The following is a 25,714-nucleotide window of genomic DNA, read 5'->3' on the forward strand; positions in this document are numbered from 1 at the left end:
CCCTGGTGTAGCCACCAGATCGGTGGGGCACGACCGATCTCATGAGTGAACAGATCGGTGTCACCGGACTCGCCGTCATGGGCGCCAACCTGGCCCGCAACCTGGCCCGGCACGGACACCACGTCGTGGTCCACAACCGCACCCAGGCCAAGACCGACGCGCTGATCGAGGCGCACGGCGACGAGGGCGACTTCGTGCCGGTCTCCTCCGCGCAGGAGCTGGTGGACGCCCTCGAGCGCCCCCGCAAGCTGATCGTCATGGTCGCCGCCGGCGCACCGACCGACGCCGTGATCGACGAGTTCGCGCCGCTGCTGGACGAGGGCGACGTGCTGGTGGACGGCGGCAACGCCCGGTACACCGACACCATCCGCCGCACGAAGGACCTCGAGGCCCGCGGGCTGCACTTCGTCGGCACCGGCATCAGCGGTGGCGAGGAGGGTGCCCTCAACGGCCCCAGCATCATGCCCGGTGGCTCCGACGAGGCCTACGCGATCATCGGCCCGCTGCTGGAGGACATCTCCGCCCACGTCGACGGCGAGCCCTGCTGCACCCACGTCGGCACCGACGGCGCGGGGCACTTCGTGAAGATGGTGCACAACGGCATCGAGTACGCCGACATGCAGCTCATCGCCGAGGCCTACGACCTCCTCCGCCAGGGTCTGGGCCTGACGCCGGCCGAGATCGGGGACGTGTTCGCCACCTGGAACGAGGGCGACCTGCAGTCCTACCTGATCGAGATCACCGCCGAGGTGCTCCGGCACACCGACGCCGAGACCGGGAAGCCCTTCGTCGACGTCGTCCTGGACGAGGCCGAGCAGAAGGGCACCGGCCGCTGGACCGTGCAGTCCGCGCTGGACCTGGGCACCCCGGTCTCCGGCATCGCCGAGGCGGTCTTCGCCCGGGCGCTGTCCGGCCACGTCGACCAGCGCGCCGCCGCCCAGGAGGTGCTGCCCGGCCCGGGCAGGGACTGGGACGACCAGGTGGAGGACCGGGACGCCTTCGTGGAGAGCGTCCGGCAGGCCCTGTACGCCGCCAAGGTGGTCGCCTACTCCCAGGGCTTCGACATGATCGCCAAGGGCGCCGAGGAGAACGGCTGGGACGTCGACCGCGGCGCGCTCGCGGCGATCTGGCGGGACGGCTGCATCATCCGGGCCGCCTTCCTCGACCGAGTGCGCGAGGTCTTCCGGGACGAGCCCGACCTCACCACGCTGCTGACCAACGAGTACTTCCGGGACGCCGTCGCCGACGCCCAGGAGGGCTGGCGGCAGGTCGTGGCCGGCGCCGCCCGGCACGGTGTGCCCGCCCCGGGCTTCGCCAGCGCGCTGTCCTACTACGACGGGCTGCGTGCCGAGCGCTCCCCGGCCGCGCTCATCCAGGGCCTGCGCGACCGCTTCGGCTCGCACACCTACAAGCGGGTGGACAAGGACGGCTCCTTCCACACGGTGTGGTCCGAGGACTCCCGCGAGGTCGACGCCTGACCGTCGGCCACTGACGGACGAGGGGGCGCTGCCGTTGGGCGCGCCCCCTCGGCAGTCACTCGGCGTCGCGGGCGGCCTTCTTCCGGCGCTTGCCCTCGTGCATCGCGGCCACCCGGGCCACCGGGATCTCGTGGCCCTCGGCGACGACGTCGGCCGGGAGCCGCTGCGGGTCGGGCAGCTCGGTGGCCCACGGGTCGCCACGGCTGGCGACGGTGGCGATCGTCAGGTCGGCCGGGACGACGTCGCCCAGCTCGTCCCAGGACAGCGGGGTGGACACCGGCAGACCCGGCCGGGCGCGCGGGCTGTACGCCGCGGCCACCGTGCCGCCGCCGGACCGGGTGGAGTCGACGAACACCCTCCCCTCCCGCTCCTCCTTCAGGTAGGCCACGGTGGCGATCGAGGGGTCCAGCGCCGCGACCCGGCCGGCCAGGGCCCGGGTCGCGGCCGCGACGTCGGCGTACCCGCTGCCGGTGACCGGGACGACGACGTGCACGCCCTTGGACCCGCTGGTCTTCACCGCGCCGGCCAGTCCGGCGTCGGTGAGCGCCTGCCTCACCAGCCGGGCGACGGCGACCACGGCGGAGAAGTCGGCGCCCTCGGGCGGGTCGAGGTCCAGCAGCAGCGTGGTCGGCTCCTCGTCGGAGATCCGGCCCAGCGGCACGTGGAACTCCACCGCCCGCTGGTTGGCCAGCCACACCAGCGTCCGCACGTCGTCGCAGACCACGAAGTGCACGGTCCGCTTGGACCCCGGTGACCAGACCGCCTCGGTGCGCAGCCACTCGGGGGCGCCCTTCGGGGCGTTCTTCTGCATGAAGGGCGCCGACCCGGGACGCACCCGCACCACCGACAGCGCCCGGTCGGCCAGCAGCGGGAGCATCCGGTCGGCGTGCGCCAGCAGGTGGTCGAGCAGGTCGCGCTTGCTCACCCCGAGGTCGTCGCCCAACGGGTCGTCCAGGTGCGAGAGCGGGACGCCCTCGACCTCCTCGGCTGTCATGGGCCCACCGTGCCCACCGGGAGCCCGCGCGGCAACCGGGCTCAGACGGTGTAGACGCCCAACGGCTGCACCAGCTCGGTCGCCGGGAAGACCGCGGCGGCGTCGGCGAGCTGGCCGGCGGGGTCCACCCACGGCGGCACGTGGGTGAGCAGCAACCGCCCGACCCCGGCGTCCCGGGCGTGCTCGCCGGCCTCGCGACCGGTGAGGTGCAGGTCCGGCGGCAGGTCGGGGACGTCGGGGTACGCGGCCTCGGCCAGCAGCACGTCGGCCCCGCGGGCCAGGTCGACGACGGCCGCGCAGACCCCGGTGTCGCCGGTGTAGACCAGCGACCGGCCGCCCGCGGTCAGCCGGACGGCGTGGCACTCCACCGGGTGGGCGGTGCGGGCGGTCGCGACGTGGAAGGGGCCCAGCTCCCACTCCCCCGGGCCGATGGCGAAGGTCTCGAACACGTCGTCGATCGGCCCGTCGGCGGCGTCGTAGGCCAACCGGAGCCGGCGGTCGGCACCCACCGGGGCGTAGAGCGGCACCCGGTCGCGGGAGGCCTGCCCGGAGTACCGGTGCCAGACGACGAACGGGGCGACGTCCAGGCAGTGGTCGGCGTGCAGGTGGGAGAGGAAGACGGCGTCCACGTCCCCCGGGGACACGACCTGCTGCAGGGTGCCGAACGCCCCGCTGCCCAGGTCCAGCAGCAGCCGGTACCCGTCGTGCTCGACGAGGTAGCACGACGCCGGGGAGTCCGGGCCCGGCGCGGACCCCGAGCAGCCGATCACGGTCAGTCTCACGCGGCGCTCACCGTCTCGATCTCGGGGCCGAGGAACCGGCGGCCCAACCGGGCGAACGGCTCCGGGTCGCCGGTGGCGAGGAAGGCGTGCTGCGGCGGGCCGGCGCCCTCGGGGCGCAGCAGGTCGGCCGTGGTCAGCACCCGGTAGACGTCCTTGGCGGTCTCCTCCGCGCTGGACACCAGGGTCACCCCGTCGCCGAGGACGAGGGACAGCACGCCGGTGAGCAGCGGGTAGTGCGTGCACCCCAGCACCACGGTGTCCACGTCGGCGGCCAGCAGCGGGTCGAGGTAGGACTGGGCCAGGCCCAGCAGCTGCCGGCCGCTGGTCACCCCGCGCTCAACGAAGTCCACGAAGCTGGGGCAGGCGGCGCTGGTGACGGTGATCTGCGGGGCGGCGGCGAACGCGTCGGCGTAGGCGCCCGAGGTCACCGTGGCCTGGGTGCCGATGACGCCGACCCGCCCGGTGCGGGTGGCCGCGGTGGCCCGGCGGACGGCGGGGAGCACCACCTCGACCACCGGGACGTCGTAGCGCTCGCGGGCGTCGCGCAGGCAGGCCGCGCTGGCGGAGTTGCAGGCCACCACGAGCATCTTGACCCCGGCCTCGACCAGGTCGTCCATCACCGCGAGGGAGTGCCGGCGGACCTCGGCGATGGGCAGCGGGCCGTAGGGCCCGTTGCGGGTGTCGCCGACGTAGCGCACGGCCTCGTGCGGCAGCTGGTCGAGCACCGCCCGGACGACGGTCAGCCCGCCCACGCCGGAGTCGAAGACCCCGATCGGCGCACTGCTCCCCGGCTCCCCCACGACGTCAGCGGGGCTGACGGGCGTCCGGGCCCCGCAGCACGGTGGCTGCGGGCAGCAGCAGGCCGTCTCCGGCCCAGCGCGCCCCGGCGAGGTCCCGGACGACGAGGTCGGCGGGGGTGTCGAGCGCGGCCTCCCCGATGCCCAGCACCCGGCACCCGGCAGCCTGGCCGGCGGCGACGCCGCTGCCGCTGTCCTCGAGCACCAGTGCCTGCGTCGGGTCCACGCCCAGGGCGCGGGCCGCGGCCAGGTAGCCCGTCGGGTCGGGCTTGCCGACCTCCACGTCGTCGGCGGTCACCACGACCTCGGGCAGCGGGATGCCGGCGGCACGCAGCCGGGCCGTGGCCAGCGCCCGGGTCCCGGAGGTGACCACCGCCCAGGTGCCGGCCGGCAGCATGGCCAGCAGCGCAGGGACCCCGGGCATCGCGGGGCAGATCTCGGAGTCCTCGATCTCGAAGGCCTCGATCTGGTCGACCGCAGCGGCCCGCAACGACGGGTCCTCCAGCAGCAGCGCCACGCTGTCCGCGGCGCGGCGCCCGTGGATCACGCCCACCACGTGCTCGGGCTCCAGGTCGTGCGCCCGCGCCCAGCGGGCCCAGGACACCTCGACCGCGGCCAGGGAGTCCACGAGCACGCCGTCGTTGTCGAACAACAGCCCGCGGGCCGGCACGTGCAGGTCGGGAGCCAGGTCGGCCGCCCCGGCTACGCCCACAGCTGGCCCTCCAGAGCTGCGGTGGCCTCGTCCAGGGTGCCGGCGTAGGCGCCGGTGGACAGGTACTTCCAGCCGCCGTCGCAGACGATGAAGCAGATGTCGGCCGCGCGTCCGGCCGCCACCTCCTTGTCCGCGATGCCCAGCGCGGCGTGCAGGATCGCCCCGGTCGAGATGCCGGCGAAGATCCCCTCGCGCTCGACGAGCTGGCGGGTGCGGTGCACGGCGTCGTCGGGCCCGACGGAGAACCGGCTGTCGAGCAGGTCGGCGTCGTACAGCTCGGGGATGAACCCCTCGTCGATGTTGCGCAGGCCGTAGACCAGCTCGCCGTAGCGCGGCTCGGCGGCGATCACCTGGACGTCGGGCTTGTGCTCGCGCAGGTAGCGCGAGACGCCCATGAGCGTGCCGGTGGTGCCCAGCCCGGCGACGAAGTGGGTGATCGAGGGCAGGTCGGCGAGGATCTCCGGGCCGGTGCCGGTGTAGTGCGCCAGCGCGTTGGCCGGGTTGCCGTACTGGTAGAGCATGACCCAGTCGGGGTTCTCCGCCGCCAGTGCCTTGGCCTGCCGGACCGCCTCGTTGCTGCCCCCGGCGGCCGGCGAGCCGATGATCTGCGCGCCGTACATCTCCAGCAGCTGACGCCGCTCGACCGAGGTGTTCTCCGGCATCACGCAGATCAGCCGGTACCCGCGCTGACGGGCGACCATGGCCAGCGAGATGCCGGTGTTGCCGCTGGTCGGCTCCAGGATGGTCGACCCCGGGTGGAGCCGGCCCTCCTTCTCGGCCGCGTCGATCATGGCGATCGCCGCGCGGTCCTTGATCGACCCGGTCGGGTTGTGGTCCTCGAGCTTGGCCCACAGCCGGACGTCGGGCGTGGGCGACAGGGACGGCAGCCCCACCAGGGGCGTGCCGCCGAGGGAGTCGACCAGGGAGGCGAAGCGCGCCACCGGGTCAGCCGCCGGCGACCGCGGGCAGGATGGTGACCGAGTCGCCGTCCTTGACCGCGGTGTCCAGCGAACCGGTGAAGCGAACGTCCTCGTCGTTGACGTAGACGTTGACGAAGCGGTGCAGCTTGCCCTCGTCGGTCACCAGTCGGCCCTTGATGCCGGGGTGCTGGCCGTCGATGTCGTCGACCAGGGCACCGAGGGTGTCACCCGACCCCGAGACGGTCTTGTTGCCGCCGGTGTGGGTGCGCAGGATGGTCGGGATCCGGACCTCGATGGCCATGGTGGTCGCCTCTTCCGTCGGTGGTGGAGTGGCCTCGCGCAGCAGGCAGCGAGGGTCGTTGCTGGGGGAACGCGCGAGTCAGGGCTGGGATTCCGACGCCACGAGCTCGACGTCCTCCTCGGTGACCTGCCCGTCGACGATGCGGAAGCTGCGGAACTCGACCTCGTCGTCGACCAGCCCGGTCTGGGCGCCGTGCTCGCGGGTGGAGACGAGCACGTAGTGCGCGAAGGGCTCCGAGGCGTAGCTGACGTCGGTGCGCGAGGGGTAGGCCTCGGTGGCGGTGTGCGAGTGGTAGACCACGACCGGCACCTCGTCGCGGTCGTCCATCTCGCGGTACAGCCGCAGCAGGTCCCCGCTGTCGAACTCGTAGAACGTCGGCGAACGGGCCGCGTTGAGCATCGGGACGAACCGCTCGGGGCGGTCGCTGTCCTCGGGCCCGGCGACGACGCCACAGGCCTCGTCCGGGTGGTCCCGGCGGGCGTGGGCGACGATCGCGTCGTACGTCCCACGGTCGATGCGCAGCACGGCCGGGAGTCTACGGGCCACCCCCGGTCGGGGTGCGGGGCCCGTGGAGCGGGCACCGGTTGCGGCCCGGGACGGTACGGTCCCGCCCCATGGTGGTGCGCGGGTGCTGATCGAGGTCCTGATGATCGCGGGCTCGGTGCTGGTCGCCGTCCCCGCACTGGTGCTGGGCGTGCGTCGGGTGAACCGGCACGGGGGCCGCGTGCTGCGCCCCACCGGTGCCGACAAGCGCGAGTACGCGCTCATCGTGGTCGGCCGGGTGCTGGGCCTGCTGTTCCTGCTGGCGCTGACGCTGCTCGTGCTGGTCGCCGCGGTCGGCGGGCTGGTGCGCGACCGGGAGGTGCCCGACCTGGTCTACGTGTTCTTCGTGCTCGCCCTGCTGCTGTCGGCGCTGGTCGTGCTCACCAGCGGCGGCGGCCCGCGGCGGCGATCGCGTCGACGAGGGACCCCTGCGCGGCGGTGAGCCAGTGGTAGACCGCCACCTGCTGGTCGGCGGGGTCCTCGGGCAGCTCGCGGTCGGCGGAGACGCCGAGACGGGTGCCCAGGGCCAGGCGCAGGTCGTTCGTCGTCCGCAGCCAGGCCCGCGCCTGGTCGTCGTCGAGCCGCACCTCTCCGCCGTCGACCGGCAGGGTCGCCCGCAGCAGCGCGATGTCGTCGGCCTTGCCCTCCCGCAGCGCTGACTCGGTCAGGTCCCGGTAGTCCGCCGCGATCTGGGTGTCCGAGGCGTGCCCGGGCGGGAGCAGCCGCTCGACGACGGGGTCACCGGCCGGGCCGTCCCCGGCGAGCAGCTGCTCGAGCTGGTCGACGAGCAGGCCCAGGATGCCGACCTCGGCGGCCTCGAGCCGGCCGACCAGCTCGGTCCCCTTCCGGCGGAACGGCTTCATGCGTCCTTCTGGTAGCTGGCCCACAGGCCGTAGGCGTGCAGCCGCGAGGTGTCGTGCTCCATCTTCTCCCGCGGACCGGAGCTGACCACCGCCTTGCCCTCGTGGTGCACCTGGAGCATCAGCGTGGTGGCGGTGGGCTCGTCGTAGCCGAACAGCTCCTGCAGCACGAAGGTCACGTAGGTCATCAGGTTCACCGGGTCGTCCCAGACGACGGTGACCCAGGGCCGGTCGAGGTCGTGCTCCTCGTGCACGGTGGTGTCGGGCGTCCGCGCGGGAGCCATGGGTGCGGCCACGCGCCCACTCTAGGACGGGCCCTACGCTCTGCCCCCATGCCGCTGGGCCCCGCACTCCTCACCGACCGTTACGAGCTCACGATGCTGGCCGCGGCTCTCGCCGACGGCACCGCCGACCGGGACTGCGTGTTCGAGGTCTTCGCCCGCCGGCTGCCGCACGGCCGCCGCTACGGCGTGGTCGCCGGCACCGGCCGGTTCCTGGAGGCGCTGGCGGGGTTCCGCTTCGGGGACGACGAGCTGGCCGCACTGCAGGAGCAGGGGCTCACCGACCCCGCCCTGCTCGACTGGCTGGCCGACGTCTCCTTCACCGGGGACGTCGAGGGCTACGCCGAGGGCGAGCTGTACTTCCCCGGCTCCCCGGTGCTCACCGTCCGCGCGACCTTCGGACAGGCGGTGCTGCTGGAGACCCTGGTGCTGTCGATCCTCAACCACGACAGCGCGATCGCCTCGGCCGCGGCCCGGATGATCGGCGCCGCCGGCGGCCGCCCGTGCATCGAGATGGGCTCGCGCCGCACCCACGAGGAGGCCGCGGTCGCCGCCGCCCGGGCCGCCTGGCTGACCGGGTTCGCCTCCACCTCCAACCTCGCCGCCGGCGCCCGCTACGGCGTGCCCACCGCCGGCACCAGCGCGCACGCCTTCACCCTGCTGCACGACGACGAGGCCTCGGCCTTCCGCGCCCAGGTCGACGCCCTCGGGGTCGGGACGACGCTGCTGGTGGACACCTACGACACGATGCAGGGCATCCGCACGGCGATCGAGGTGGCCGGCACCGGGCTCGGCGCGGTGCGCCTGGACTCCGGCGACCTGGGGTCGTTGGCGGTGCAGGCCCGGGAGCTGCTGGACTCCCTGGGCGCGCACGACACCCGGGTCACCGTGACCAGCGACCTCGACGAGTTCGCCATCGCCGCCCTCGCCGTCGCCCCGGTCGACGGGTACGGGGTGGGCACCTCGCTGGTCACCGGCTCCGGCGCCCCGACGGTCGGCATGGTCTACAAGCTCGTCGAGCGCGACGGCGTGCCGGTGGCGAAGAACTCCGAGGGCAAGCGCTCGGTCGGCGGCCGCAAGTCCGCGGTGCGCCGGCACGACGCCGAGGGGACGGCGACCGCCGAGGTGGTCAGCCCGCACCCGATCGAGGCCCGGGACGGCGACCGGGACCTGCTGGTGCCCCTGGTCCGCAGCGGCGTGCCCGTGTCCGACGCCTCCCCCGCGCAGGCGCTGCGGGACGCCCGGGAGCACCACGCCCGGGTCCGCGAGGCGCTGCCCACCGAGGCCTGGTCGCTGTCCCGGGGTGAGCCGGCCCTGGACACCCTCACCTCCTGACCCGGGGCAGGATGGGGGCATGTCCCGAGCGCTGATCGTCGTCGACGTCCAGAACGACTTCTGCGAGGGCGGCAGCCTGGCCGTCGCCGGGGGTGCCGCCGTCGCCGCGGGGATCACCGCGCACGCCGGGCAGGGCCTGGAGGCCGGGCAGTACGCCCACGTCGTCGGCACCCGGGACCACCACGTCGACCCGGGCGCGCACTTCTCCGACACCCCGGACTTCCTGGACTCCTGGCCGCGGCACTGCGTGGTCGGCACCGACGGCGTGGAGCTGCACCCGGCGCTGGACCGGGGGCTGCTGCAGGCGGTCTTCGACAAGGGCGAGCACGTGGCCGCCTACTCCGGGTTCGAGGGCGCCGCCGACGGCACCGGCCTGGCCGACTGGCTGCGCGCACACGGCGTGGACGCCGTCGACGTCGTCGGGATCGCCACCGACCACTGCGTGCGCGCCACCGCGCTGGACGCCGTGGGCGCCGGGTTCGCCACCCGTGTGCTGCTCCCGCTCACGGTCGGGGTCGCCGAGGCCAGCACCGAGGCCGCGCTGACCCAGCTGGCCGCCGCCGGGGTCGAGCTGTCCGGGGAGCGCCAGCGGTTCTGACCCTCAGCGGGCGTCGAGCACCTCGTCGCGGGTGAAGCCGAGCACCTGCAGGACGGCGTCCAGGTAGGGCTGGTTGAGCGCGGTGTGCGCCTGCTCGCGCACGAACGGCTTGGCGTTGAACGCGATGCCCAGCCCCGCGGTGGCCAGCATGTCCAGGTCGTTGGCGCCGTCGCCCACCGCGACGGTCTGCTCCAGCGGGATGCCGTGCTCGGCGGCGAACCGGGCCAGCGCCCGCGCCTTGCCGGGCCGGTCGACGATCTCCCCCACCAGGCCGCCGGTGAGCAGCCCGTCGGCGACCTCCAGGGTGTTGGCCGCAGCGAAGTCGAGCCCGAGCGAGGCGGCCAGCGGGTCGGTGATCTGGGTGAACCCGCCGGAGACGATGCCGCAGCGGAACCCCAGCCGCTGCAGGGTGCGGATCAGGGTGCGGGCACCGGGGGTGAGCACCAGGTGTTCACGGACCTCGTCCAGCACGCCCACCGGCAGGCCCTCCAGGGCGGCGACCCGGGCCCGCAGGGACTGCTCGAAGTCCAGCTCGCCGTTCATCGCCGCCGCGGTGATCCGGGCGACCTCGGCCGCGCGCCCGGCCCGGGCGGCCAGCTCGTCGATGACCTCACCGCGCACCAGCGTGGAGTCCACGTCGAGCACGATGAGCCGCTTGCTCCGCCGGGCCAGGCCGACCTGCTCCACGGCCACGTCGGCGCCGGTCGCGGCGGCCACCGCACCGAGGGCGGCCCGCAGTGGTCCGGCCTGCGCCCCGGAGACGGTGAGCTCGAAGCTGGTGACCGGGTAGTCCGAGAGCCGCCGGATCGCGTCGATGTTGCCGCCCACCTCCGCGATCGCCCGGGCGGCACCGCCCACGGCGTCCGGGGGCACCGGACGGCCCAGCACGATCACGTGGTGGCGCAGCACGCCGTCGTCGACCAGGCCGGTGATCCCGCCGGCCGCCTCGACGAGCACGTGCACCCCGGTCTGCGCGCCGACCTCGGCCGCCAGGGGGGTCAGCCGGTCGACCAGCGCCACGTCGTCGGCACCGCCGTGCTCGTGCACCACGACCCCGAGGACGAGCTGGCCGTGCACCACGACCTGCTCGACGTCGACCACCTCGAGGGCGGGCACGGTGGCCAGGGCCGCGAACAGCCGGGCGGTGACGCCGGGCCGGTCGGCCCCGGTGACGGTGAGGAGCGCCCCGGCGTGCGGGACGTCGACGGTCGGGGCGTCCTGCGCGGGGCCGGTCACGGCGGTCATGGTGCCCGACCGGCCGGTGCGGCCCCGCACACACCTGCCCCGGACGCGGGAACGCCCCGCCGGCCGGTGGCCTGCGGGGCGTTCCTCGTGCGCTGCGACGACCTAGAACGGGTCCGGGTCGTTGGCGCCCTGCCGGGCGCCGGTGCCGTCGACCAGCTCGCTGGCGTAGGGACCGTGCTTCTTGCCGGCGTGCGCCTCGGCCTCCAACCGCTCCCGCAGGTGCGGGTAGTGCAGCTCGAACGCGGGGCGCTCGGAGCGGATCCGCGGGATCTCGATGAAGTTGTGCCGCGGCGGCGGGGAGGACGTCGCCCACTCCAGGGAGTTGCCGTGGCCCCAGGGGTCGTCGCGCAGCGCCAGCTGCCCGTACTTCCAGGACTTCACGACGTTGTAGAGGAACGGGATCGTCGAGGCGCCCAGCACGAAGGACCCGACCGTGGAGATCGTGTTCAGCGTGGTGAAGCCGTCGGTGGGCAGGTAGTCGGCGTAGCGGCGCGGCATGCCCTCGTTGCCCAGCCAGTGCTGCACCAGGAACGTGGCGTGGAAGCCGATGAAGGTCAGCCAGAAGTGCAGCTTGCCCAACCGCTCGTCCATCATCCGGCCGCACATCTTGGGGAACCAGAAGTAGATGCCGGCGTATGCGGCGAACACGACCGTGCCGAAGACGACATAGTGGAAGTGCGCCACCACGAAGTAGGTGTCCGACACGTGCCAGTCGACCGGCGGGGAGGCCAGCAGCACGCCGGTCAGCCCACCGAGCAGGAAGGTGACCAGGAAGCCGACCGAGAACAGCATCGGCGTCTCGAACGTCAGCTGCCCCCGCCACATGGTGCCGATCCAGTTGAAGAACTTGATCCCGGTCGGCACGGCGATCACGTAGGACAGGAAGCTGAAGAACGGCAGCAGCACCGCGCCGGTGGCGAACATGTGGTGCGCCCACACGGTCAGCGACAGGGCGCCGATGGCGATGATCGCGAAGATCATGCCCTTGTAGCCGAACAGNAGAAGCTGAAGAACGGCAGCAGCACCGCGCCGGTGGCGAACATGTGGTGCGCCCACACGGTCAGCGACAGGGCGCCGATGGCGATGATCGCGAAGATCATGCCCTTGTAGCCGAACAGCGGCTTCCGGCTGAACACCGGGATGATCTCGGAGATGATCCCGAAGAACGGCAACGCGATGATGTAGACCTCGGGATGGCCGAAGAACCAGAAGAGGTGCTGCCACAGCATCGGCCCGCCGTTGGCTGCGGAGAAGACCAGCGCACCGAGGTGGCGGTCGGCCAGCAGCGCCATCAGCGCAGCGGTGAGGATCGGGAAGGCCAGCAGGATCAGGACGCTGGTGACCAGGGCGGCCCACACGAAGATGGGCATCCGGAACATGGTCATGCCCGGGGCCCGCAGGCAGACGATCGTGGCGATGAAGTTGACGCCACCGAGGATCGTGCCCAGACCGGAGACGGCCAGACCGGCGATCCACAGGTCGCCACCGGCGCCCGGGGAGTTCGTCACGTCCGAGAGCGGGCTGTAGGCGAACCAGCCGAAGTCCGCCGCGCCGCCGGGGGTGAAGAAGCCGGAGATCATGATCAGCCCGCCGAACAGGAACAGCCAGTAGCTGAACGCGTTGAGGCGGGGGAACGCGACGTCCGGCGCACCGATCTGCAGCGGCAGGATCAGGTTCGCGAAGGCGAAGAACAGCGGCGTCGCGAAGAAGAGCAGCATCACGGTGCCATGCATGGTGAACAGCTGGTTGTACTGCTCGTTCGACAGGTACTGGAGACCCGGACGAGCCAGCTCACCGCGCATGAGCATGGCCATCAGGCCACCGATCATGAACCAGCTGAACGACGTGGCCATGTACATCAGGCCGATGGTCTTGTGGTCAGTGGTCCGCAGCAGCATGGAGAGCCGCGAACCCTTCTCAGCCACGTGAGCCGGGCTGGGCCGGCTCACGATCGGCGCTGGTGCGATCGTCACGTTCGGGAGCTTAGACGGTGGTGCACGCGTTGGTGCGTGGGATCGGCGAGGTCCGTCCGCGACGTCGGCCCGGGCGGCTCCCCAGCGCCGCCCCAGTGGGCGCTGTGACGAGACGCACCTGCTGTCTGACCTGCACGAACACCGCCCGAAACGGCCCTTCCGCAGGTCGGTGGGGCTCCCCCATCGGGACCAGATCGTGACCCGCGGTGCGTTTGGCCCGCGCCCGTCCTGGACACATGATCATCTGCGTCGGAGAGACCGGCGCAGCACGCACGGCACACCCGCCGCGAACTCCTGGAGGTCCCCGTGATCTGGAACATCATCGTCCTGCTCGTCATCGGTCTCGTCGCCGGCTTCATCGCCCGCGCCGTCATCCCCGGCTCGCAGAAGCTCTCCATCGTCGCCACGATCGTCCTGGGCATCATCGGCTCCCTGGTCGGCAACCTGCTCGGCAGCCTGATCTCGGGCAACGGCTTCGAGCTCGGCACCGCCGGCTGGATCGGCTCCATCGTCGGCGCGATCATCGTGCTCGGCGTGTACGTGGCCGTCACCGGCCGCAAGTCCGTCCGGCGCTGACCCGCGGCGGTCCCACAGACCGCCTCCCACGCAGGACCTCCGACGAGGGCCCGGCCGTCAGGCCGGGCCCTCGTGCGTGTCCGGGGCAGCGTCGCCCCGGCACCGCCGGACCCCCGTCGGTCTCTCAGCGCCGGCCGTACGTCCGGACGTCGACGGCCACCGTCACCGGCACCCGCTCGGGCAGCCGGGACACCGCGTCCGCCAACTCGGGCAGCGACAGGTGCCGGGCGTGCGGCCCCATCCCCACCAGTGTCGCCACCGCCGCGCGGTCGAGGACCAGGACGTCCTCCCGCCGTCGCTCCGACAGCGGGACGAGGTGCGGCTCCAGCGAGTCGGCCAGCCGGGTCGTCTTGTCCGGGTCGACCGACAGCATGCCCAGCGGGCCGACCAGCTCCCCCAGGTGCGCCGCCGCCGGGGTGACCACCACCAGCTGTCCGTGTGGGGTCAGCACCCGCGCCGTCTCGGCCCCGTTGCGCGGGGCGAAGACCACCAGCACGCGGTCCACCGACGCCGATTTCACCGGCAGCCTCGACCAGCTGTCGGCCACGACCGCCATCGCGCGGGGGTGCGACCGGGCCGCACGCCGGGCCGCGTACCGGGAAGCGTCCAGGACGACCCCCACCGCCCCGGGTGCCCGGTCGAGCACCCCGGCCAGGTGCTGGCCGGTGCCGCCACCCAGGTCCAGCACGGTCTCCGGCTCGCCGGCGTCGAGCACGGCCTCGGCCAGGGCCTCGGTCACGCCGGCGTAGTGCCCCGCCCCCAGGAAGGCGGCCCGGTCGGCCACCATCGCCGCGGAGTCGCCGTCGTGCCGCGCCCCGCCGGGCGGCAGGAGGGTCACGTGCCCCTGCTTCGCCCGGTCGAAGGAGTGCCCGCTCGCGCAGACCAGGGCGCCCCCCACCTCGGTCAGGCCCGCGGCACACACCGGGCAGGCCAGCAGGGCGACCGCGCGCGCCGGCAGGGACGGGCTCACGTGCGCGGCGGCAGCCGGTGCAGGACGACGTCGGACAGCCGCCCGTCCTCCGCGGTCGCGGTCAGGTAGGTGCAGGCCGGCTGTCGGCGGCGGTCGGTGGGCGAGCCGGGGTTGAGCAGCCGCAGGCCGGTCGCGGTCGTGGTGTCCCACGGGATGTGGCTGTGCCCGAACACCAGCACGTCGACGTCGGGGTACAGCGCCGAGCAGCGCTCCTCGCGCCCGGCGGCGTCCCCGGTCTCGTGCACCACGGCGAACCGGACGCCGCCGAGCTCCACCCGGGCCACCTCGGGCAGCCGGGTGCGCAGCTCCCCGTGGTCGTTGTTGCCGTGCACGCCGACCAGACGCCGCGAGCGCGCCGTCAGCTCGTCGAGCAGGGCCACGTCGACCCAGTCCCCGGCGTGCAGCACGACGTCGGCGGCCTCGATCGCGGCCCAGACGGGCGCAGGCAGGTCGCGGGCCCGACGGGGCAGGTGCGTGTCGGCCACGACGGCGAGCTGGACGGGCACGCACACATCGTTGCAGGGCGCTACGTTCGCGCTGCCGGCCACCGTCGTCCGCTCCCCCGCACCATCCCCCGACACCGAGGACCGACCGTGACCGCAGCCGCACCCACCCACGCGGAGCCCTACCCGAGGCGGTGGCTGGCTCTGGCCGTCATCGCCGTCACCGTCCTGATGATCGTGCTCGACGCGACCATCGTGAACATCGCGCTGCCCGCCGTCTCGGTGGACCTCGACGTCAGCGAGGCCAACCAGCAGTGGATCGTCACCGCCTACACGCTCACCTTCGGCGGGTTCCTGCTGCTCGGCGGTCGGATCGCCGACTTCTGGGGCCGCAAGCGCACCTACCTGGTCGGTGCCGTCGGCTTCGCGCTGGCCTCCGCGCTGGGCGGTCTGGCCCAGAACGAGGCCATGCTGTTCGCCGCCCGCGCCCTGCAGGGCACCTTCGGCGCGCTGCTCGGCCCGGCGTCCCTGGCGCTGATCACGGTGCTGTTCACCGACGCCACCGAGCGGTCCAAGGCCTTCGCGGTCTACGGCGCCATCGCCGGTGGTGGTTCCGCGGTCGGCCTGCTGCTGGGCGGGGTGCTCACCGAGTACGCCGACTGGCGCTGGTGCTTCTGGGTCAACGTGCCGATCGCCGTCCTGGCCGTCGTGTTCGCCTGGCGGATCGTGCCGGAGAGCCGCGCGTCGGGTGAGACGTCCTACGACGTCCCCGGGGCGGTGCTGGTGACCCTGGGTCTGGCCTCGCTGGTCTACGGCTTCACCAAGGTCGCCGAGGCCGCGCAGGCCGACGGCGGCGGCAGCCCCTGGGGCGACGGGACGGCGCTGACCTTCATCCTGATCGGGGTCGCGCTGCTGGTGGTGTTCGTGGTCGTCGAGTTCCGGGTGCGCAACCCGCTGCTGCCGATGCGGCTGGTCCTGGACCGCAACCGCGGTGGTGCCTACCTGACCGCCACGCTGGTCGGCGCCGGGCTGATCGGCTCGTTCTTCTTCCTCAGCCTCTACTTCCAGCAGGTGCTCGGCTACACGCCGGTGACGGCGGGCTTCGCCTCGCTGCCGGTGACCGTCGGCGTCCTCATCGCCGCGGGCTCGGCCAGCCAGCTGGTGCCCCGCATCGGGCCCAAGCCGCTGATGGTCGCCGGTGGGCTCTTCGCGGCGGTGGGGCTCTTCACGCTGTCCTTCCTGGGCCTGGACACCCCGTTCTGGCAGGTGGCCCTGCCCGGGCAGGTGCTGCTCGGCCTCGGACTGGGCTTCACCTTCGTGCCGCTGTCCAACCTGGCGCTGGTCGGCGTCGGGGAGCACGACGCGGGCGCGGCCAGCGCGGTGCTGCAGGCGGTGCAGCAGGTCGGTGCCTCGATCGGCACCGCCCTGCTGGCGACCTTCTCGGTCACCGCGATCACCAACGCCCTGCAGGACCGCCCGCCGACGCCGGAGGACCCGACGGCCGCCCTCGTCGCCCAGATCGACGGCTACACCACCGCCTTCACCTGGGGTGCGGGCTTCCTGCTGGTCGCCGCGGTCGCCTCGGCCGTGCTCATTAAGGCCAGTAAGGACGACCTGCCCAGCGAGATGGCCGTGCACGCGGGCTGACCGTGGCCACCCGCACCGGCCTCAGCTGGTGCGGGTGGAGGCCATCGCCCTGAGCCGGGCGTTGTAGGCGTCGAGCTCGGCGTCCCCGACCCGGTCGATGGTGCGGTCCCGGGTCTTGTTCTTCCGGCTCTCGGAGTTGGCCCACTGGAAGAACACGACGGCCAGCACGAGCACGGTCGGCAGCTCGCCGAAGGACCAGGCGATGGACCCGGCGGTGGTCTGGTCGGCCAGCGGGTCCACGCCCCAGCTCTCGGGCGGGTTGGCGAAGGTCTGCACGACCAGCGAGCTGCTCATCATGATCGCGACGCCGAAGAACGCGTGGAACGGCATCGGCAGCAGCAGCTCGAGCATCCGGCCGGCGTGGCCGACGGTGCGCGGCCAGGGGTCGGCCCCCAGGATCGGCCCGAAGAACAGCAGCCCGGTCACGGTGAAGTGGGCGAGCATGAACTGGTGGCCCAGCGGGTCGGCCATCAGGTCGTCGAAGACCGGCGTGAAGTAGACGCCGTAGAGGCTGAGGATGAACAGCGGGATGGTGAACCCGGGGTGCGACAGGAACCGGGCGAGCCTGCTGTGCAGGGCCTCCAGCAGCAGCGCCCGCGGGACGCCGGCGGTGCCCTTGCCACGGGGCAGGGTGCGCAGCGCCATGGTCACCGGGGAGCCGAGCAGGAGCAGCAGCGGCGACACCATCGACAGCACCATGTGCTGGGCCATGTGCACGCTGAACAGCACCATCGAGTAGCCGTGCAGCTCGGTGCCGGTGACGGCGAACAGCGAGACCGCGCCGAGGATGAACGACAGCGTCTTCCACCACGGCCAGCGGACACCGGCGCGGTGCAGCCGCGCGAGCCCGACCAGGTAGGCGACCAGCGCCAGGATCGTCAGCCCGGCGATCCAGGACCAGCCGTCCAGGTGCGGGGTGAACAGCCGTGCCCAGGTCGGCGGATCGGTGGGCATCCACATGTCGGAGTGGTCGTGCACGCCCCCATGGTGCACCCGATGTCGGTGAGGTGACGGAACGGCCCCGGTGCAGGGTCCCGCAGGGCGCGCAGCGTCCTGTGGGGGGCACCGGGGTCCTTCCTCAGTCGTGGACGGGTGACTCGTGCCCGCGGTGCGAGGCGCTCTCCAGCTGGAAGGTGCAGTGCTCGACGTCGAAGTGGCTGCCCAGGCAGGCGCACAGCGCGTCCAGCACGCGGCCGCCGTGCCCGTCGGCGAGCACCGCGTCCTCCACGACCACGTGCGCCGACAGCACCGGGAGGCCCGAGGTGATGGTCCAGGCGTGCAGGTCTTGCACCTCGGTGACGCCCTCGACGCCGAGCACGTGCCGGCGGACGTCGTCGAGGTCCACCCCGCGGGGGGCGGCCTCCAAGAGCACGTCGAGCGCATCGCGCAGCAGCGACCAGGCCCGGGGCAGCACCAGCGCCCCGACGACGAAGGAGGCCACGACGTCGGCGCCGGTCCACCCGGTGGTCGCGATGACCACCGCGGCGACGATGACCGCGATCGAGCCCAGGGTGTCCCCGAGCACCTCGAGGTAGGCGCCCCGCACGTTCAGGGACTCGCCCTGACCGGACCGCAGGAGCGCCAGGGAGACCAGGTTGGCGGCCAGGCCGACGAGGGCGACGGTGAGCATCAGCCCGGAGCGGATCTCCGGGGGGTCCCCGATCCGGCGGACCGCCTCGACGACGACGTAGGCCCCGACGCCGAGCAGCAGCAGCCCGTTGGCGACGGCGGCGAGCACCTCGATGCGCTGGAGGCCGAAGGTCCGTCGTCCCGAGGCGGGTCGCTGGGCCAGGGTCACCGCGCCCAGGGCGAGGGCGATGCCCAGGGTGTCGGTGGCCATGTGCGCGGCGTCGGCCAGCAGCGCCAGCGACCCGGAGGCGACCGCACCGACGGCCTGGACGACCAGGACGGTGCCGGTGATGCCGAGCACGAGGGCCAGCCGGCGCCGGTAGCCGGCGCCCGCGGTGGCCGTCCCGTGCGCGTGCCCGTGCGCGTGGTCGTGCCCCATCAGCGCTCCCCCGGGTCACATGCAGCAGTTCGCATGCCAGGAGTGTGCCACCTGGCGGCTACAAGGTGACGCCGCGCTCCGCGAGCCACGGGATCGGGTCGATCTTCTCCCCGTTCATGCCGCCGACGTGCACCTCGAGGTGCAGGTGCGGTCCGGTGGACTGGCCCTGGTTGCCCAGCAGCGCGATGGTCTCGCCGGCCTGCACCACCTGACCGGCGGTCACCAGGATCTCCTCCATGTGGCCGTACACGGTGACGTCGCCGTTCTCGTGCTGGATGTAGACGGCCTGCCCGAAACCACTGGCCGGACCGGCCTGCAGCACGACCCCGTCCATGACGGCGTACTCGGGGGTGAGCATGGGGGCGGCGAGGTCGATGCCGGCGTGCAGCGTGCCCCACCGGTACCCGAACTGGCTGGAGAGCCGGGCGCCGGCGACCGGGGCGACCGCCGTGGGTCGGGCGGCCTCGGCCGCGGCCGCGGCCTGCGCGTCGAGCACGGCCTGGTCGGCGGCGGCCTGGGTCTGTGCGGCGGCCGCCTGCTCGGTCTCGCGCTGGGCGCGGCTGGCGGCCATCTGCTGGAGCTGACCGACCGCGTCGGACTCGACGGCGGCCGTGCTGGGCGCGGCGGCCTGCAGGCCGAGGGCGTCGGCCACGCTGACCGCCTCGCTGGCGGTGGCGGTCTGCGGCTGGTCGGCCTGGGCCTGCGGGTCGCCGGTGGTGACCAGGCCGATGCCGGTCGCACCCACCAGGGCCGCGGCCAGGTACAGGGTCGGACGGCGCATCCGCGCCGGGCCGGTGAGCACCCGGGTGCGGGGGCTGCGGGCCTGGCGGTGCCGGCCACGGGCGACGCGGCCCTCGGCGATCGCGGCGATGATCTCCGCGGCGGAGACCTCGACGTCCTCCCGCGGGCTGTCGGCGACGACGAGGTCCCCGTCCCGGGCAGCGGCGCGGTCCACCACGGCGGCGTCGGGGGCCGGGACCTCGGCGTCCAGGGTGGCGGCCACGCGCCCGGCGAGGTCACGCACCAGGGCGTCCCGCTCCGGGGCGGCTGCCGCGGACACCAGCAGGGACACGACGGCCGTGTCGGACTGCCCGTGGGCGGTGTGGGAGGTGGTCTCGAAGGCGGTGTCGGCTCCCCCAGCCGTGACCGTGCCCTGCGGCCCCTCGACAGCGACGGAGCCACGGTCGGCGGTGCCGTCGGCACCGTTCCGTGGCTCCAGGTCGTGCCCGAGGAGTCGTTGCGGGTGTTGCGACTTCATGCACCTGTCTTTCGTCGGCCAGCTGGGGAGCGGGACCCATGTAAACACGCCGTGACCCGACCGTGACCAGCGTTCTGACCGAATCACACGGCGATGGTGGCGCAGGTCACGACAACAGCTGCCAGTTCGGCACCCTCCGTGAGGTGGTGATCGCACAGCGGGAACGCATGCGCCTCGCCGTGTCGGGTAGGTGCGACAGACGCCACACGCGCCGCTGCCCGCCTGGAGACCACGGGAGTGCAGTGCGACCCGCGGTGGCGACCCCGCAACCGGAGGAGACCTCCACCATGCGCGCAGTCACCTGGCACGGTCGCGACGACGTCCGCGTCGACACCGTCCCCGACCCCACCATCCAGGACCCGACCGACATCGTCGTGGAGGTCACCTCCAGCGGCATCTGCGGCTCGGACCTGCACCTCATCGAGGTGATGGCCCCGTTCATGTCCGTCGGCGACGTGATGGGCCACGAGCCGATGGGCATCGTCCGCGAGGTCGGTCCCGAGGTCACCGCGGTCAAGCCCGGTGACCGGGTCGTCGTCCCCTTCAACATCTCCTGCGGCACCTGCTGGATGTGCGAGCGCGGACTGCAGAGCCAGTGCGAGACCACCCAGAACCGCGACCAGGGGATGGGCGCCTCGCTGTTCGGCTACACCAAGCTCTACGGCCAGGTGCCCGGCGGGCAGGCCGAGTACCTGCGGGTGCCCTTCGGCAACACCCTGCCGATCGTCGTCCCCGAGGGCCCGGCCGACGACCGGTTCGTCTACCTCTCCGACGTGCTGCCGACGGCCTGGCAGGCGGTCCAGTACGCCAAGATCCCCGAGGGCGGCAGCGTGCTGGTGCTCGGGCTGGGCCCGATCGGCGACATGTGCGCCCGCATCGCCGCGCACCTGGGCCACCAGGTCATCGCCTCCGACGTCGTCCCCGAGCGACTCAGCCGGGCCCGCCAGCGCGGCATCGACGTCATCGCCAGCACCGACCAGGCCGAGGTCGTGGCCGCGGTGCGGGAGAAGACCGCCGGACGCGGGGCCGACAGCGTGATCGACGCGGTCGGCATGGAGGCGCACGGCTCCCCCGGCGCCAGGCTCGCCCAGAAGGCCTCGGCCCTGGTCCCCGACGCGATCATGGAGAAGGTCATGACGGTGGCGGGCATCGACCGGCTCGCCGCGCTGAACACCGCGATCGAGGCGGTCCGCCGCGGCGGCACCGTGTCGCTCTCGGGCGTCTACGGCGGGGCCACCGACCCCCTGCCGCTGATGAACATGTTCGACAAGCAGATCGGGCTGCACATGGGCCAGGCCAACGTCTGGCGGTGGGTGCCCGACATCCTGCCGCTGCTCACCGACGCCGACGTGCTGGGGGTGGACGACTTCGCGACCCACCACGTGTCGCTGGAGGACGCGCCCACCGCCTACGAGGACTTCCGTCAGAAGCGGAACGGCACGGTCAAGGTGCTCCTTCAGCCCTGACCTGCACGTCCGTGTGACGTGACCGGTCTCATGCCGGTCGCGGGATGGCGTCGGGGGTCCCGTGCCCTTGGCTGGGGAGGAACCCCCGACGTCTCCCTCGTAGAGGACTGCTGTGCCCCGCGCCCTGCTCGCCCTGGCCATCGGTGCCTTCGGCATCGGAACCACCGAGTTCGTGGTCATGGGCATGCTGCCCGAGATCGCCGACGGACTCGGGGTCTCGGTGTCCGCCGTCGGCCTCCTCATCAGCGCCTACGCGGTCGGCGTCGTGATCGGTGCCCCGACGCTCACCGCGCTCGGCGTCCGGTTCACCCCCAAGCAGACCCTGATCGGGCTGATGGTCGTGTTCGTCGTGGGCAACGTGCTCTCCGCGCTGGCCCCGAGCTACGGCCTGCTGGTGGTCGCCCGGGTGCTCACCGCCCTGGCGCACGGCTCGTTCTTCGGGGTCGGTGCGGTCGCCGCCCGCCGGCTGGTCCCGCGCGACAAGGCCACCCAGGCGATCTCGCTGATGATGGTCGGGCTCACCCTGGCCAACGTCATCGGCGTCCCGCTGGGCACGTTCGTCGCCCAGCAGACCAGCTGGCGCCTGGTGCTCGCCGGCTGCGCGGTCATCGGCCTGGTCACCATCGCCGGGCTGGTGGCCTGGATGCCCGCGGTCAGCGGGGAGAAGACCGACCTGCGCAGCGAGCTGCGGGCCTTCCGCCGCCGCCAGGTGTGGATGGTGCTGGGGCTGACGATGATCGGGTTCGCCGCGCTCTTCTCCGTCTACTCCTACGTCTCCCCCATCCTCACCGAGCTCGGCGGGCTCACCGAGGGCTGGGTGACGCCGGTGCTGGCGCTGTTCGGCGTCGGGACGACGATCGGCACCCTCGCCGGCGGCAAGCTCGGCGACCGCTACGGCCTGCGCTTCGTGGCCGTCGGCCTGCTGGTCAGCGCCGCACTGCTGGTCGGCTTCGCGCTGACCGCGCGCACGGCGGCCTCCGCCGTCGTCCTGCTGGTGCTCTTCGGCACGGTCGCCTTCGCCGCCGGACCGGTCGTCCAGAACAAGGTCATCGAGGCCGCCCGGGTGCGTGGTGGCTCGCTCGTCTCCGCCGCCAACCAGGGCGCCTTCAACGTGGCCAACGCCCTCGGCGCGGCCCTGGGCGCGGCCGTGCTGAGCGCGGGCTACGGCTACACGGCGCCCATCTGGGTGGGTGCCGCACTGGCGCTGGCCGGCACCGTCGTCTGCCTCGCGGCCATGCGCACCGAGCGGGCCGACACCGCCAGCCCCGACCCCGTGGTCACCGACGTGGACACCTGGGAGCGCGCGACCGCCGACATCGGCGCGCGCTGACGCCTGCCCCGGAGTACACCGGGGACATGACGACGACGGCAGACCGCTCCGGGCAGTTCCAGCTCGGTGACCGCACCGTGCACCGCACGGGCTACGGCGCCATGCAGCTGGCCGGACCGCACGTGATGGGCCCGCCCGCCGACCGCGAGGCGGCGGTGGCGGTGCTGCGCCGGGCCGTGGAGCTCGGCGTGGACCACATCGACACCAGCGACTACTACGGGCCGCACGTGACCAACGAGGTCATCCGCGAGGCCCTGCACCCCTACCCCGACGACCTCACGATCGTCACCAAGATCGGTGCCCGCCGGACGCCCGAGGGCGAGTGGCCCGAGGCGCTGGAGGCTGACGAGCTGCGCCAGGCCGTGCACGACAACCTCGACCACCTGGGTCTCGACGTCCTGGACGTGGTCAACCTGCGGATGCCCGGGTTCGCCGAGCCGGTGGAGCGTTCGGTGACCGGCCCGATGGAGACCATGGCCGCCCTGCAGGCCGAGGGGCTGGTGCGGCACATCGGGATCAGCAACGTGAGCACCTCGATGCTGGCCGAGGCCCAGGAGGTCGCCCCGGTGGTCTGCGTGCAGAACCACTACAACCTGGTGCACCGCGACGACGACGCGATGATCGACGCGCTGGCGCGCGAGGGCATCGCCTACGTGCCGTTCTTCCCGCTCGGCGGGTTCACCCCGCTGCAGTCGCACGCCCTGGAGGAGGTGGCCCGCTCGCTGGAGACCACCCCGATGGAGGTCGCGCTGGCCTGGCTGCTGGCCCGCTCGCCCAACGTCCTGCTCATCCCCGGGACGTCGTCGGTGGCCCACCTGGAGGCCAACCTCGAGGCGGCGGCCCGCGTGCTCGGCCCCGTCGAGCTGGAGCAGCTGGACCGGATCGGGGGCTGAACGACCGAGGACCCGCAGCCCTGGGCTGCGGGTCCTGGTCGTCCTCCCCCTAGACGGTCTCGGCGACGCGCTCCTCCTGGCCGCTGCGCAGCCGCTCGTACTCCGCCTTCTCCATCGGGACCGCCGACGGCTTGCCCAGGTCGTCCAGGGCCACCCGGAAGGTCTCGCGGGCGGAGAGCGCCGCGACGGCCACCGCGATGCCGATGCCGAAGACGATGCTGCCCACGATCAGCGGGACGTTGGAGTCCGGCGGGGCGATCGCGGCGAACAGCGAGGGCAGGAACGCGGTGATCATGGTGCCGATGTTCTGGCTGACCGCGAAGCCGGTGACGCGGGTCCGGGTCGGGAAGAGCTCCTGGTAGAAGCTCGGGAACACCGCGTTGTAGCCCTGGTAGACCGTGCCCCACATGAGGATCGCGAAGACGAACGCGAGCGTCACGTTGTCGATGCTGATGGCGTGCAGGTAGGCGTAGGCCATCGCCGTGGAGCCCAGCGCGCCGACGATGATGCAGGGCCGGCGGCCGATCCGGTCGGACAGGCTGCCGATGAAGGGGATCAGCACCATCGCGACCAGGTTGCCGGCGACCGAGATCCACAGGTAGGTGGCGGTGGAGAACCCGACGCCGTAGGCCTCGCTGGTGGCGTAGGTGGCACCGAAGACGGTGGCGGTCAGCGGCACGGCGTTCATCAGCGCCATCACGACCACCCGCAGCATGTCGGCGCCGTTCTCCTGCACGACCTGCACGATGGGGGCCTTGGGCACCTCGCCGGTGGCGGCCTTCTCCTGGAAGGCGGGGGTCTCCTCGACCTTGCGGCGCACGACGAGCCCGATGACGATGACCACGGCGCTGAGCAGGAACGGGATCCGCCAGCCCCAGCTCTGGAAGTCGTCCTCGGGCAGGACCGCGGCCAGCGGCAGGAAGATCGCGGCGGCCAGCAGCTGCCCGCCCTGGACGCCCTGCAGGGTGAAGCTGGTGTAGAAGCCGCGCTTGCCGAAGGGCGCGTGCTCCATCGTCATCGTGCTGGCACCGGCGATCTCGCCCCCGACGGCGAAGCCCTGGATCAGGCGCATGAGCACCAGCAGCGCCGGGGCCAGCACGCCGACCTGGCCGTAGGTGGGCAGCACCGCCACCAGCAGGGTCGAGATGCCCATCATCAGCATGCAGAGCACCAGCATGTTCTTGCGACCGTGGGTGTCGCCCCAGTGGCCGAGCACGAAGGCACCGATCGGGCGGGCCACGTAGCCGACCCCGAAGGTGGCCAACGAGGCCACCACGGCGACCTGCGGGTCGTCGGCCGGGAAGAACACCGTCGGGAAGACCAGCGCGGCCGCCTGGGCGTAGATGAAGAAGTCGTAGTACTCCAGGGCGCTCCCCAGCCAGCTGCTGAGCGCAGCCTTCACGGGTGTCCGCTTCACGGGTGGGGTGGCCGGGGGACTCGAGGTCGCACTCATGCGCAGGGCTCCTGGATCGGTGGCGTCGGTGCCGGGGACCGGTCGGCTCTATGTACCAACTGGTTAGTACGACGCAGAGGATGGGGTGGTGCCGGTCACGGTGTCAAGGCCCGGTCCGCGTCCCGCGTGTCCGCGGAGCTACACCACCAGGTAGTCGGTCACCAGGTCGGTCAGGAGCGCGCGCTGGCGTCGGCGCAGCTCGGGGGCGAGCATGTCGCGGCCGAAGAGGGCGCCGAAGGTGTGCTGGTTCGCCGTCCGGAAGATGCAGAAGCTGCTGATCACCTGGTGGACGTCGAGGGCGTCGGCGTCGGCCCGGAACAGGCCCGCCGCGCGCCCGCGGTCCAGGATCGCGCCGAGGACGTCGAGGGCCGGGTTGGCCAGGTTCGACAGCACCGCGGAGCCGGCGATGTGCTCGCCGTGGTGGATGTTCTCGATGCTGACCAGCCGGATGAAGTCCGGGTGGGCCTCGTGGTGGTCGAAGGTGAGCCCGGCCAGCTCGCGGATGGCCTCCACGGGGTCGAGGTGCTCGACGTCGAGCTGCTGCTCCAGGCCGCGGATGCGCGTGTACGCCGCCTCGAGAGCTGCGACGTACAGCTGCTCCTTGCCGCCGAAGTAGTAGTAGATCATCCGCTTGGTGGTGCTGGTCTTCGCCGCGATGACGTCCACCCGGGCCCCGGCGTAGCCCGAGTGCGCGAACTCCTCGGTGGCCACGGCGAGGATCTCCGCCCGGGTCCGCTCGGCGTCCCGGGTCCGCTCGGGGGTCTCGGTCACGGGGGCGAGCCTAGGCCCGGGGGGTGGTGCCCGGCGTCACGGTGTGGTGTCCTGGAGCCAGTCAACTCACCAGTTGGTAC

At 72.8% G+C, this 25,714-nt stretch carries 27 protein-coding genes and 1 pseudogene; 9 read left to right on the forward strand and 19 right to left on the reverse strand.

Annotated elements, in window-relative coordinates; all coding sequences use genetic code 11:
• Window positions 1–41 precede the first annotated feature (41 nt).
• Entirely contained in the window at window positions 42–1,478 is a 1,437-nt protein-coding gene (gene gndA / locus ASG36_RS03405; RefSeq protein ID WP_055759455.1) for an NADP-dependent phosphogluconate dehydrogenase, read from the forward strand.
• Between the two features lie 55 nt (window positions 1,479–1,533).
• Here gndA and ASG36_RS03410 read toward each other — a convergent pair whose 3' ends face one another.
• The 7 genes from ASG36_RS03410 to ASG36_RS03440 all read right to left on the reverse strand — a co-directional run bounded on the left by ASG36_RS03410 (window position 1,534) and on the right by ASG36_RS03440 (window position 6,509).
• Window positions 1,534–2,472: a DNA polymerase domain-containing protein gene (locus ASG36_RS03410; protein WP_055759459.1), complete on the reverse strand. Its 939-nt coding sequence runs from the start codon at window positions 2,470–2,472 to the stop codon at window positions 1,534–1,536.
• A 41-nt stretch (window positions 2,473–2,513) separates the two neighbouring features.
• The gene (locus ASG36_RS03415) at window positions 2,514–3,254 is read right to left on the reverse strand and encodes an MBL fold metallo-hydrolase (protein ID WP_055759462.1); all 741 of its coding nucleotides are present in this window, start codon (window positions 3,252–3,254) and stop codon (window positions 2,514–2,516) included.
• Window positions 3,251–4,054 (reverse strand): glutamate racemase, encoded by an 804-nt coding sequence (gene murI, locus ASG36_RS03420; RefSeq protein ID WP_055759465.1) that lies wholly within the window; start codon window positions 4,052–4,054, stop codon window positions 3,251–3,253. Before murI ends, ASG36_RS03415 begins: the two co-directional genes overlap by 4 nt.
• A gap of 4 nt (window positions 4,055–4,058) precedes the next feature.
• Window positions 4,059–4,763 (reverse strand): HAD-IA family hydrolase, encoded by a 705-nt coding sequence (locus tag ASG36_RS03425; RefSeq protein WP_200944315.1) that lies wholly within the window; start codon window positions 4,761–4,763, stop codon window positions 4,059–4,061.
• Entirely contained in the window at window positions 4,754–5,704 is a 951-nt protein-coding gene (locus ASG36_RS03430; RefSeq protein ID WP_055759468.1) for a PLP-dependent cysteine synthase family protein, read from the reverse strand. The genes ASG36_RS03425 and ASG36_RS03430 overlap by 10 nt, the downstream gene beginning before the upstream one ends.
• Window positions 5,705–5,708: 4 nt before the next feature.
• The gene (locus tag ASG36_RS03435) at window positions 5,709–5,984 is read right to left on the reverse strand and encodes a MoaD/ThiS family protein (RefSeq protein WP_055759471.1); all 276 of its coding nucleotides are present in this window, start codon (window positions 5,982–5,984) and stop codon (window positions 5,709–5,711) included.
• Between the two features lie 78 nt (window positions 5,985–6,062).
• Window positions 6,063–6,509, reverse strand: a complete 447-nt coding sequence (locus ASG36_RS03440; RefSeq protein ID WP_055759474.1) for a Mov34/MPN/PAD-1 family protein — start codon at window positions 6,507–6,509, stop codon at window positions 6,063–6,065.
• A 103-nt stretch (window positions 6,510–6,612) separates the two neighbouring features.
• Between ASG36_RS03440 and ASG36_RS03445 the strand changes: the two genes are divergently transcribed.
• Entirely contained in the window at window positions 6,613–6,969 is a 357-nt protein-coding gene (locus ASG36_RS03445) for a hypothetical protein (RefSeq protein WP_055759477.1), read from the forward strand.
• Here the strand turns inward: ASG36_RS03445 and ASG36_RS03450 are convergent.
• Window positions 6,908–7,390, reverse strand: a complete 483-nt coding sequence (locus ASG36_RS03450) for a DUF2017 family protein (protein ID WP_055759480.1) — start codon at window positions 7,388–7,390, stop codon at window positions 6,908–6,910. The genes ASG36_RS03445 and ASG36_RS03450 overlap by 62 nt on opposite strands.
• Window positions 7,387–7,683: an ATP-dependent Clp protease adapter ClpS gene (clpS, locus tag ASG36_RS03455; protein ID WP_055759483.1), complete on the reverse strand. Its 297-nt coding sequence runs from the start codon at window positions 7,681–7,683 to the stop codon at window positions 7,387–7,389. The genes ASG36_RS03450 and clpS overlap by 4 nt, the downstream gene beginning before the upstream one ends.
• Before the next feature lie 36 nt (window positions 7,684–7,719).
• Here clpS and ASG36_RS03460 point away from each other — a divergent pair, with 36 nt between their 5' ends.
• The gene (locus ASG36_RS03460; RefSeq protein ID WP_055759486.1) at window positions 7,720–9,003 is read left to right on the forward strand and encodes a nicotinate phosphoribosyltransferase; all 1,284 of its coding nucleotides are present in this window, start codon (window positions 7,720–7,722) and stop codon (window positions 9,001–9,003) included.
• Window positions 9,004–9,022: 19 nt separating this feature from the next.
• Complete coding sequence (locus tag ASG36_RS03465; protein WP_055759489.1) at window positions 9,023–9,601, forward strand: isochorismatase family protein; 579 nt, start codon at window positions 9,023–9,025, stop codon at window positions 9,599–9,601.
• Between the two features lie 3 nt (window positions 9,602–9,604).
• Here ASG36_RS03465 and serB read toward each other — a convergent pair whose 3' ends face one another.
• The 3 genes and pseudogenes from serB to ASG36_RS03480 form a co-directional block, all read right to left on the reverse strand.
• A complete protein-coding gene (serB, locus tag ASG36_RS03470) occupies window positions 9,605–10,837 on the reverse strand; it encodes a phosphoserine phosphatase SerB (RefSeq protein ID WP_055762320.1) in 1,233 nt (410 codons plus the stop codon).
• 111 nt (window positions 10,838–10,948) lie between these two features.
• Window positions 10,949–11,845 (reverse strand): cbb3-type cytochrome c oxidase subunit I (locus ASG36_RS03475; protein WP_235494530.1); only part of this gene is annotated, 897 nt, incomplete at its 5' end.
• Window position 11,846: 1 nt separating this feature from the next.
• Window positions 11,847–12,744 (reverse strand): annotated as a pseudogene (locus ASG36_RS03480) (cbb3-type cytochrome c oxidase subunit I); the annotation flags it as partial.
• A gap of 381 nt (window positions 12,745–13,125) precedes the next feature.
• Here ASG36_RS03480 and ASG36_RS03485 point away from each other — a divergent pair.
• Entirely contained in the window at window positions 13,126–13,395 is a 270-nt protein-coding gene (locus tag ASG36_RS03485) for a GlsB/YeaQ/YmgE family stress response membrane protein (RefSeq protein WP_055759492.1), read from the forward strand.
• Window positions 13,396–13,519: 124 nt separating this feature from the next.
• On the opposite strand, the gene ASG36_RS03490 is transcribed toward ASG36_RS03485, so the two are convergent.
• Together ASG36_RS03490 and ASG36_RS03495 are read right to left on the reverse strand one after the other, a co-directional pair.
• The gene (locus ASG36_RS03490; RefSeq protein ID WP_235494531.1) at window positions 13,520–14,365 is read right to left on the reverse strand and encodes a putative RNA methyltransferase; all 846 of its coding nucleotides are present in this window, start codon (window positions 14,363–14,365) and stop codon (window positions 13,520–13,522) included.
• Window positions 14,362–14,871, reverse strand: a complete 510-nt coding sequence (locus ASG36_RS03495) for a metallophosphoesterase (RefSeq protein WP_055759496.1) — start codon at window positions 14,869–14,871, stop codon at window positions 14,362–14,364. The genes ASG36_RS03490 and ASG36_RS03495 overlap by 4 nt, the downstream gene beginning before the upstream one ends.
• 87 nt (window positions 14,872–14,958) lie before the next feature.
• Here ASG36_RS03495 and ASG36_RS03500 point away from each other — a divergent pair, with 87 nt between their 5' ends.
• Window positions 14,959–16,455: an MFS transporter gene (locus tag ASG36_RS03500; RefSeq protein WP_235494533.1), complete on the forward strand. Its 1,497-nt coding sequence runs from the start codon at window positions 14,959–14,961 to the stop codon at window positions 16,453–16,455.
• Between the two features lie 21 nt (window positions 16,456–16,476).
• Here the strand turns inward: ASG36_RS03500 and ASG36_RS03505 are convergent, their stop codons facing one another.
• The 3 genes from ASG36_RS03505 to ASG36_RS22505 all read right to left on the reverse strand — a co-directional run bounded on the left by ASG36_RS03505 (window position 16,477) and on the right by ASG36_RS22505 (window position 19,721).
• Window positions 16,477–17,433 carry a cytochrome c oxidase assembly protein gene (locus ASG36_RS03505; RefSeq protein WP_235494535.1) on the reverse strand — a complete coding sequence of 319 codons (957 nt, stop codon included), beginning with the start codon at window positions 17,431–17,433 and terminating at the stop codon, window positions 16,477–16,479.
• Between the two features lie 100 nt (window positions 17,434–17,533).
• Window positions 17,534–18,463: a cation diffusion facilitator family transporter gene (locus ASG36_RS03510; protein ID WP_055759500.1), complete on the reverse strand. Its 930-nt coding sequence runs from the start codon at window positions 18,461–18,463 to the stop codon at window positions 17,534–17,536.
• Between the two features lie 58 nt (window positions 18,464–18,521).
• Window positions 18,522–19,721 (reverse strand): M23 family metallopeptidase, encoded by a 1,200-nt coding sequence (locus ASG36_RS22505; RefSeq protein WP_235494537.1) that lies wholly within the window; start codon window positions 19,719–19,721, stop codon window positions 18,522–18,524.
• A 287-nt stretch (window positions 19,722–20,008) separates the two neighbouring features.
• Here ASG36_RS22505 and ASG36_RS03525 point away from each other — a divergent pair, with 287 nt between their 5' ends.
• From ASG36_RS03525 to ASG36_RS03535, 3 genes are all read left to right on the forward strand, one after another.
• Entirely contained in the window at window positions 20,009–21,187 is a 1,179-nt protein-coding gene (locus ASG36_RS03525) for an alcohol dehydrogenase catalytic domain-containing protein (protein WP_055762333.1), read from the forward strand.
• Between the two features lie 112 nt (window positions 21,188–21,299).
• Complete coding sequence (locus ASG36_RS03530) at window positions 21,300–22,517, forward strand: MFS transporter (RefSeq protein WP_055759507.1); 1,218 nt, start codon at window positions 21,300–21,302, stop codon at window positions 22,515–22,517.
• A 26-nt stretch (window positions 22,518–22,543) separates the two neighbouring features.
• Window positions 22,544–23,410 (forward strand): oxidoreductase, encoded by an 867-nt coding sequence (locus tag ASG36_RS03535; RefSeq protein WP_055759510.1) that lies wholly within the window; start codon window positions 22,544–22,546, stop codon window positions 23,408–23,410.
• A gap of 49 nt (window positions 23,411–23,459) precedes the next feature.
• On the opposite strand, the gene ASG36_RS03540 is transcribed toward ASG36_RS03535, so the two are convergent.
• Both ASG36_RS03540 and ASG36_RS03545 read right to left on the reverse strand, forming a co-directional pair.
• Window positions 23,460–24,812 (reverse strand): MFS transporter, encoded by a 1,353-nt coding sequence (locus tag ASG36_RS03540; RefSeq protein WP_235494539.1) that lies wholly within the window; start codon window positions 24,810–24,812, stop codon window positions 23,460–23,462.
• Between the two features lie 189 nt (window positions 24,813–25,001).
• Window positions 25,002–25,634, reverse strand: coding sequence for a TetR family transcriptional regulator (locus tag ASG36_RS03545; protein WP_055759516.1), 633 nt, complete (start codon window positions 25,632–25,634; stop codon window positions 25,002–25,004).
• Window positions 25,635–25,714 lie beyond the last annotated feature (80 nt).

It is taken from the genome of Geodermatophilus sp. Leaf369, from assembly GCF_001424455.1.
Classification (GTDB): domain Bacteria; phylum Actinomycetota; class Actinomycetes; order Mycobacteriales; family Geodermatophilaceae; genus Klenkia.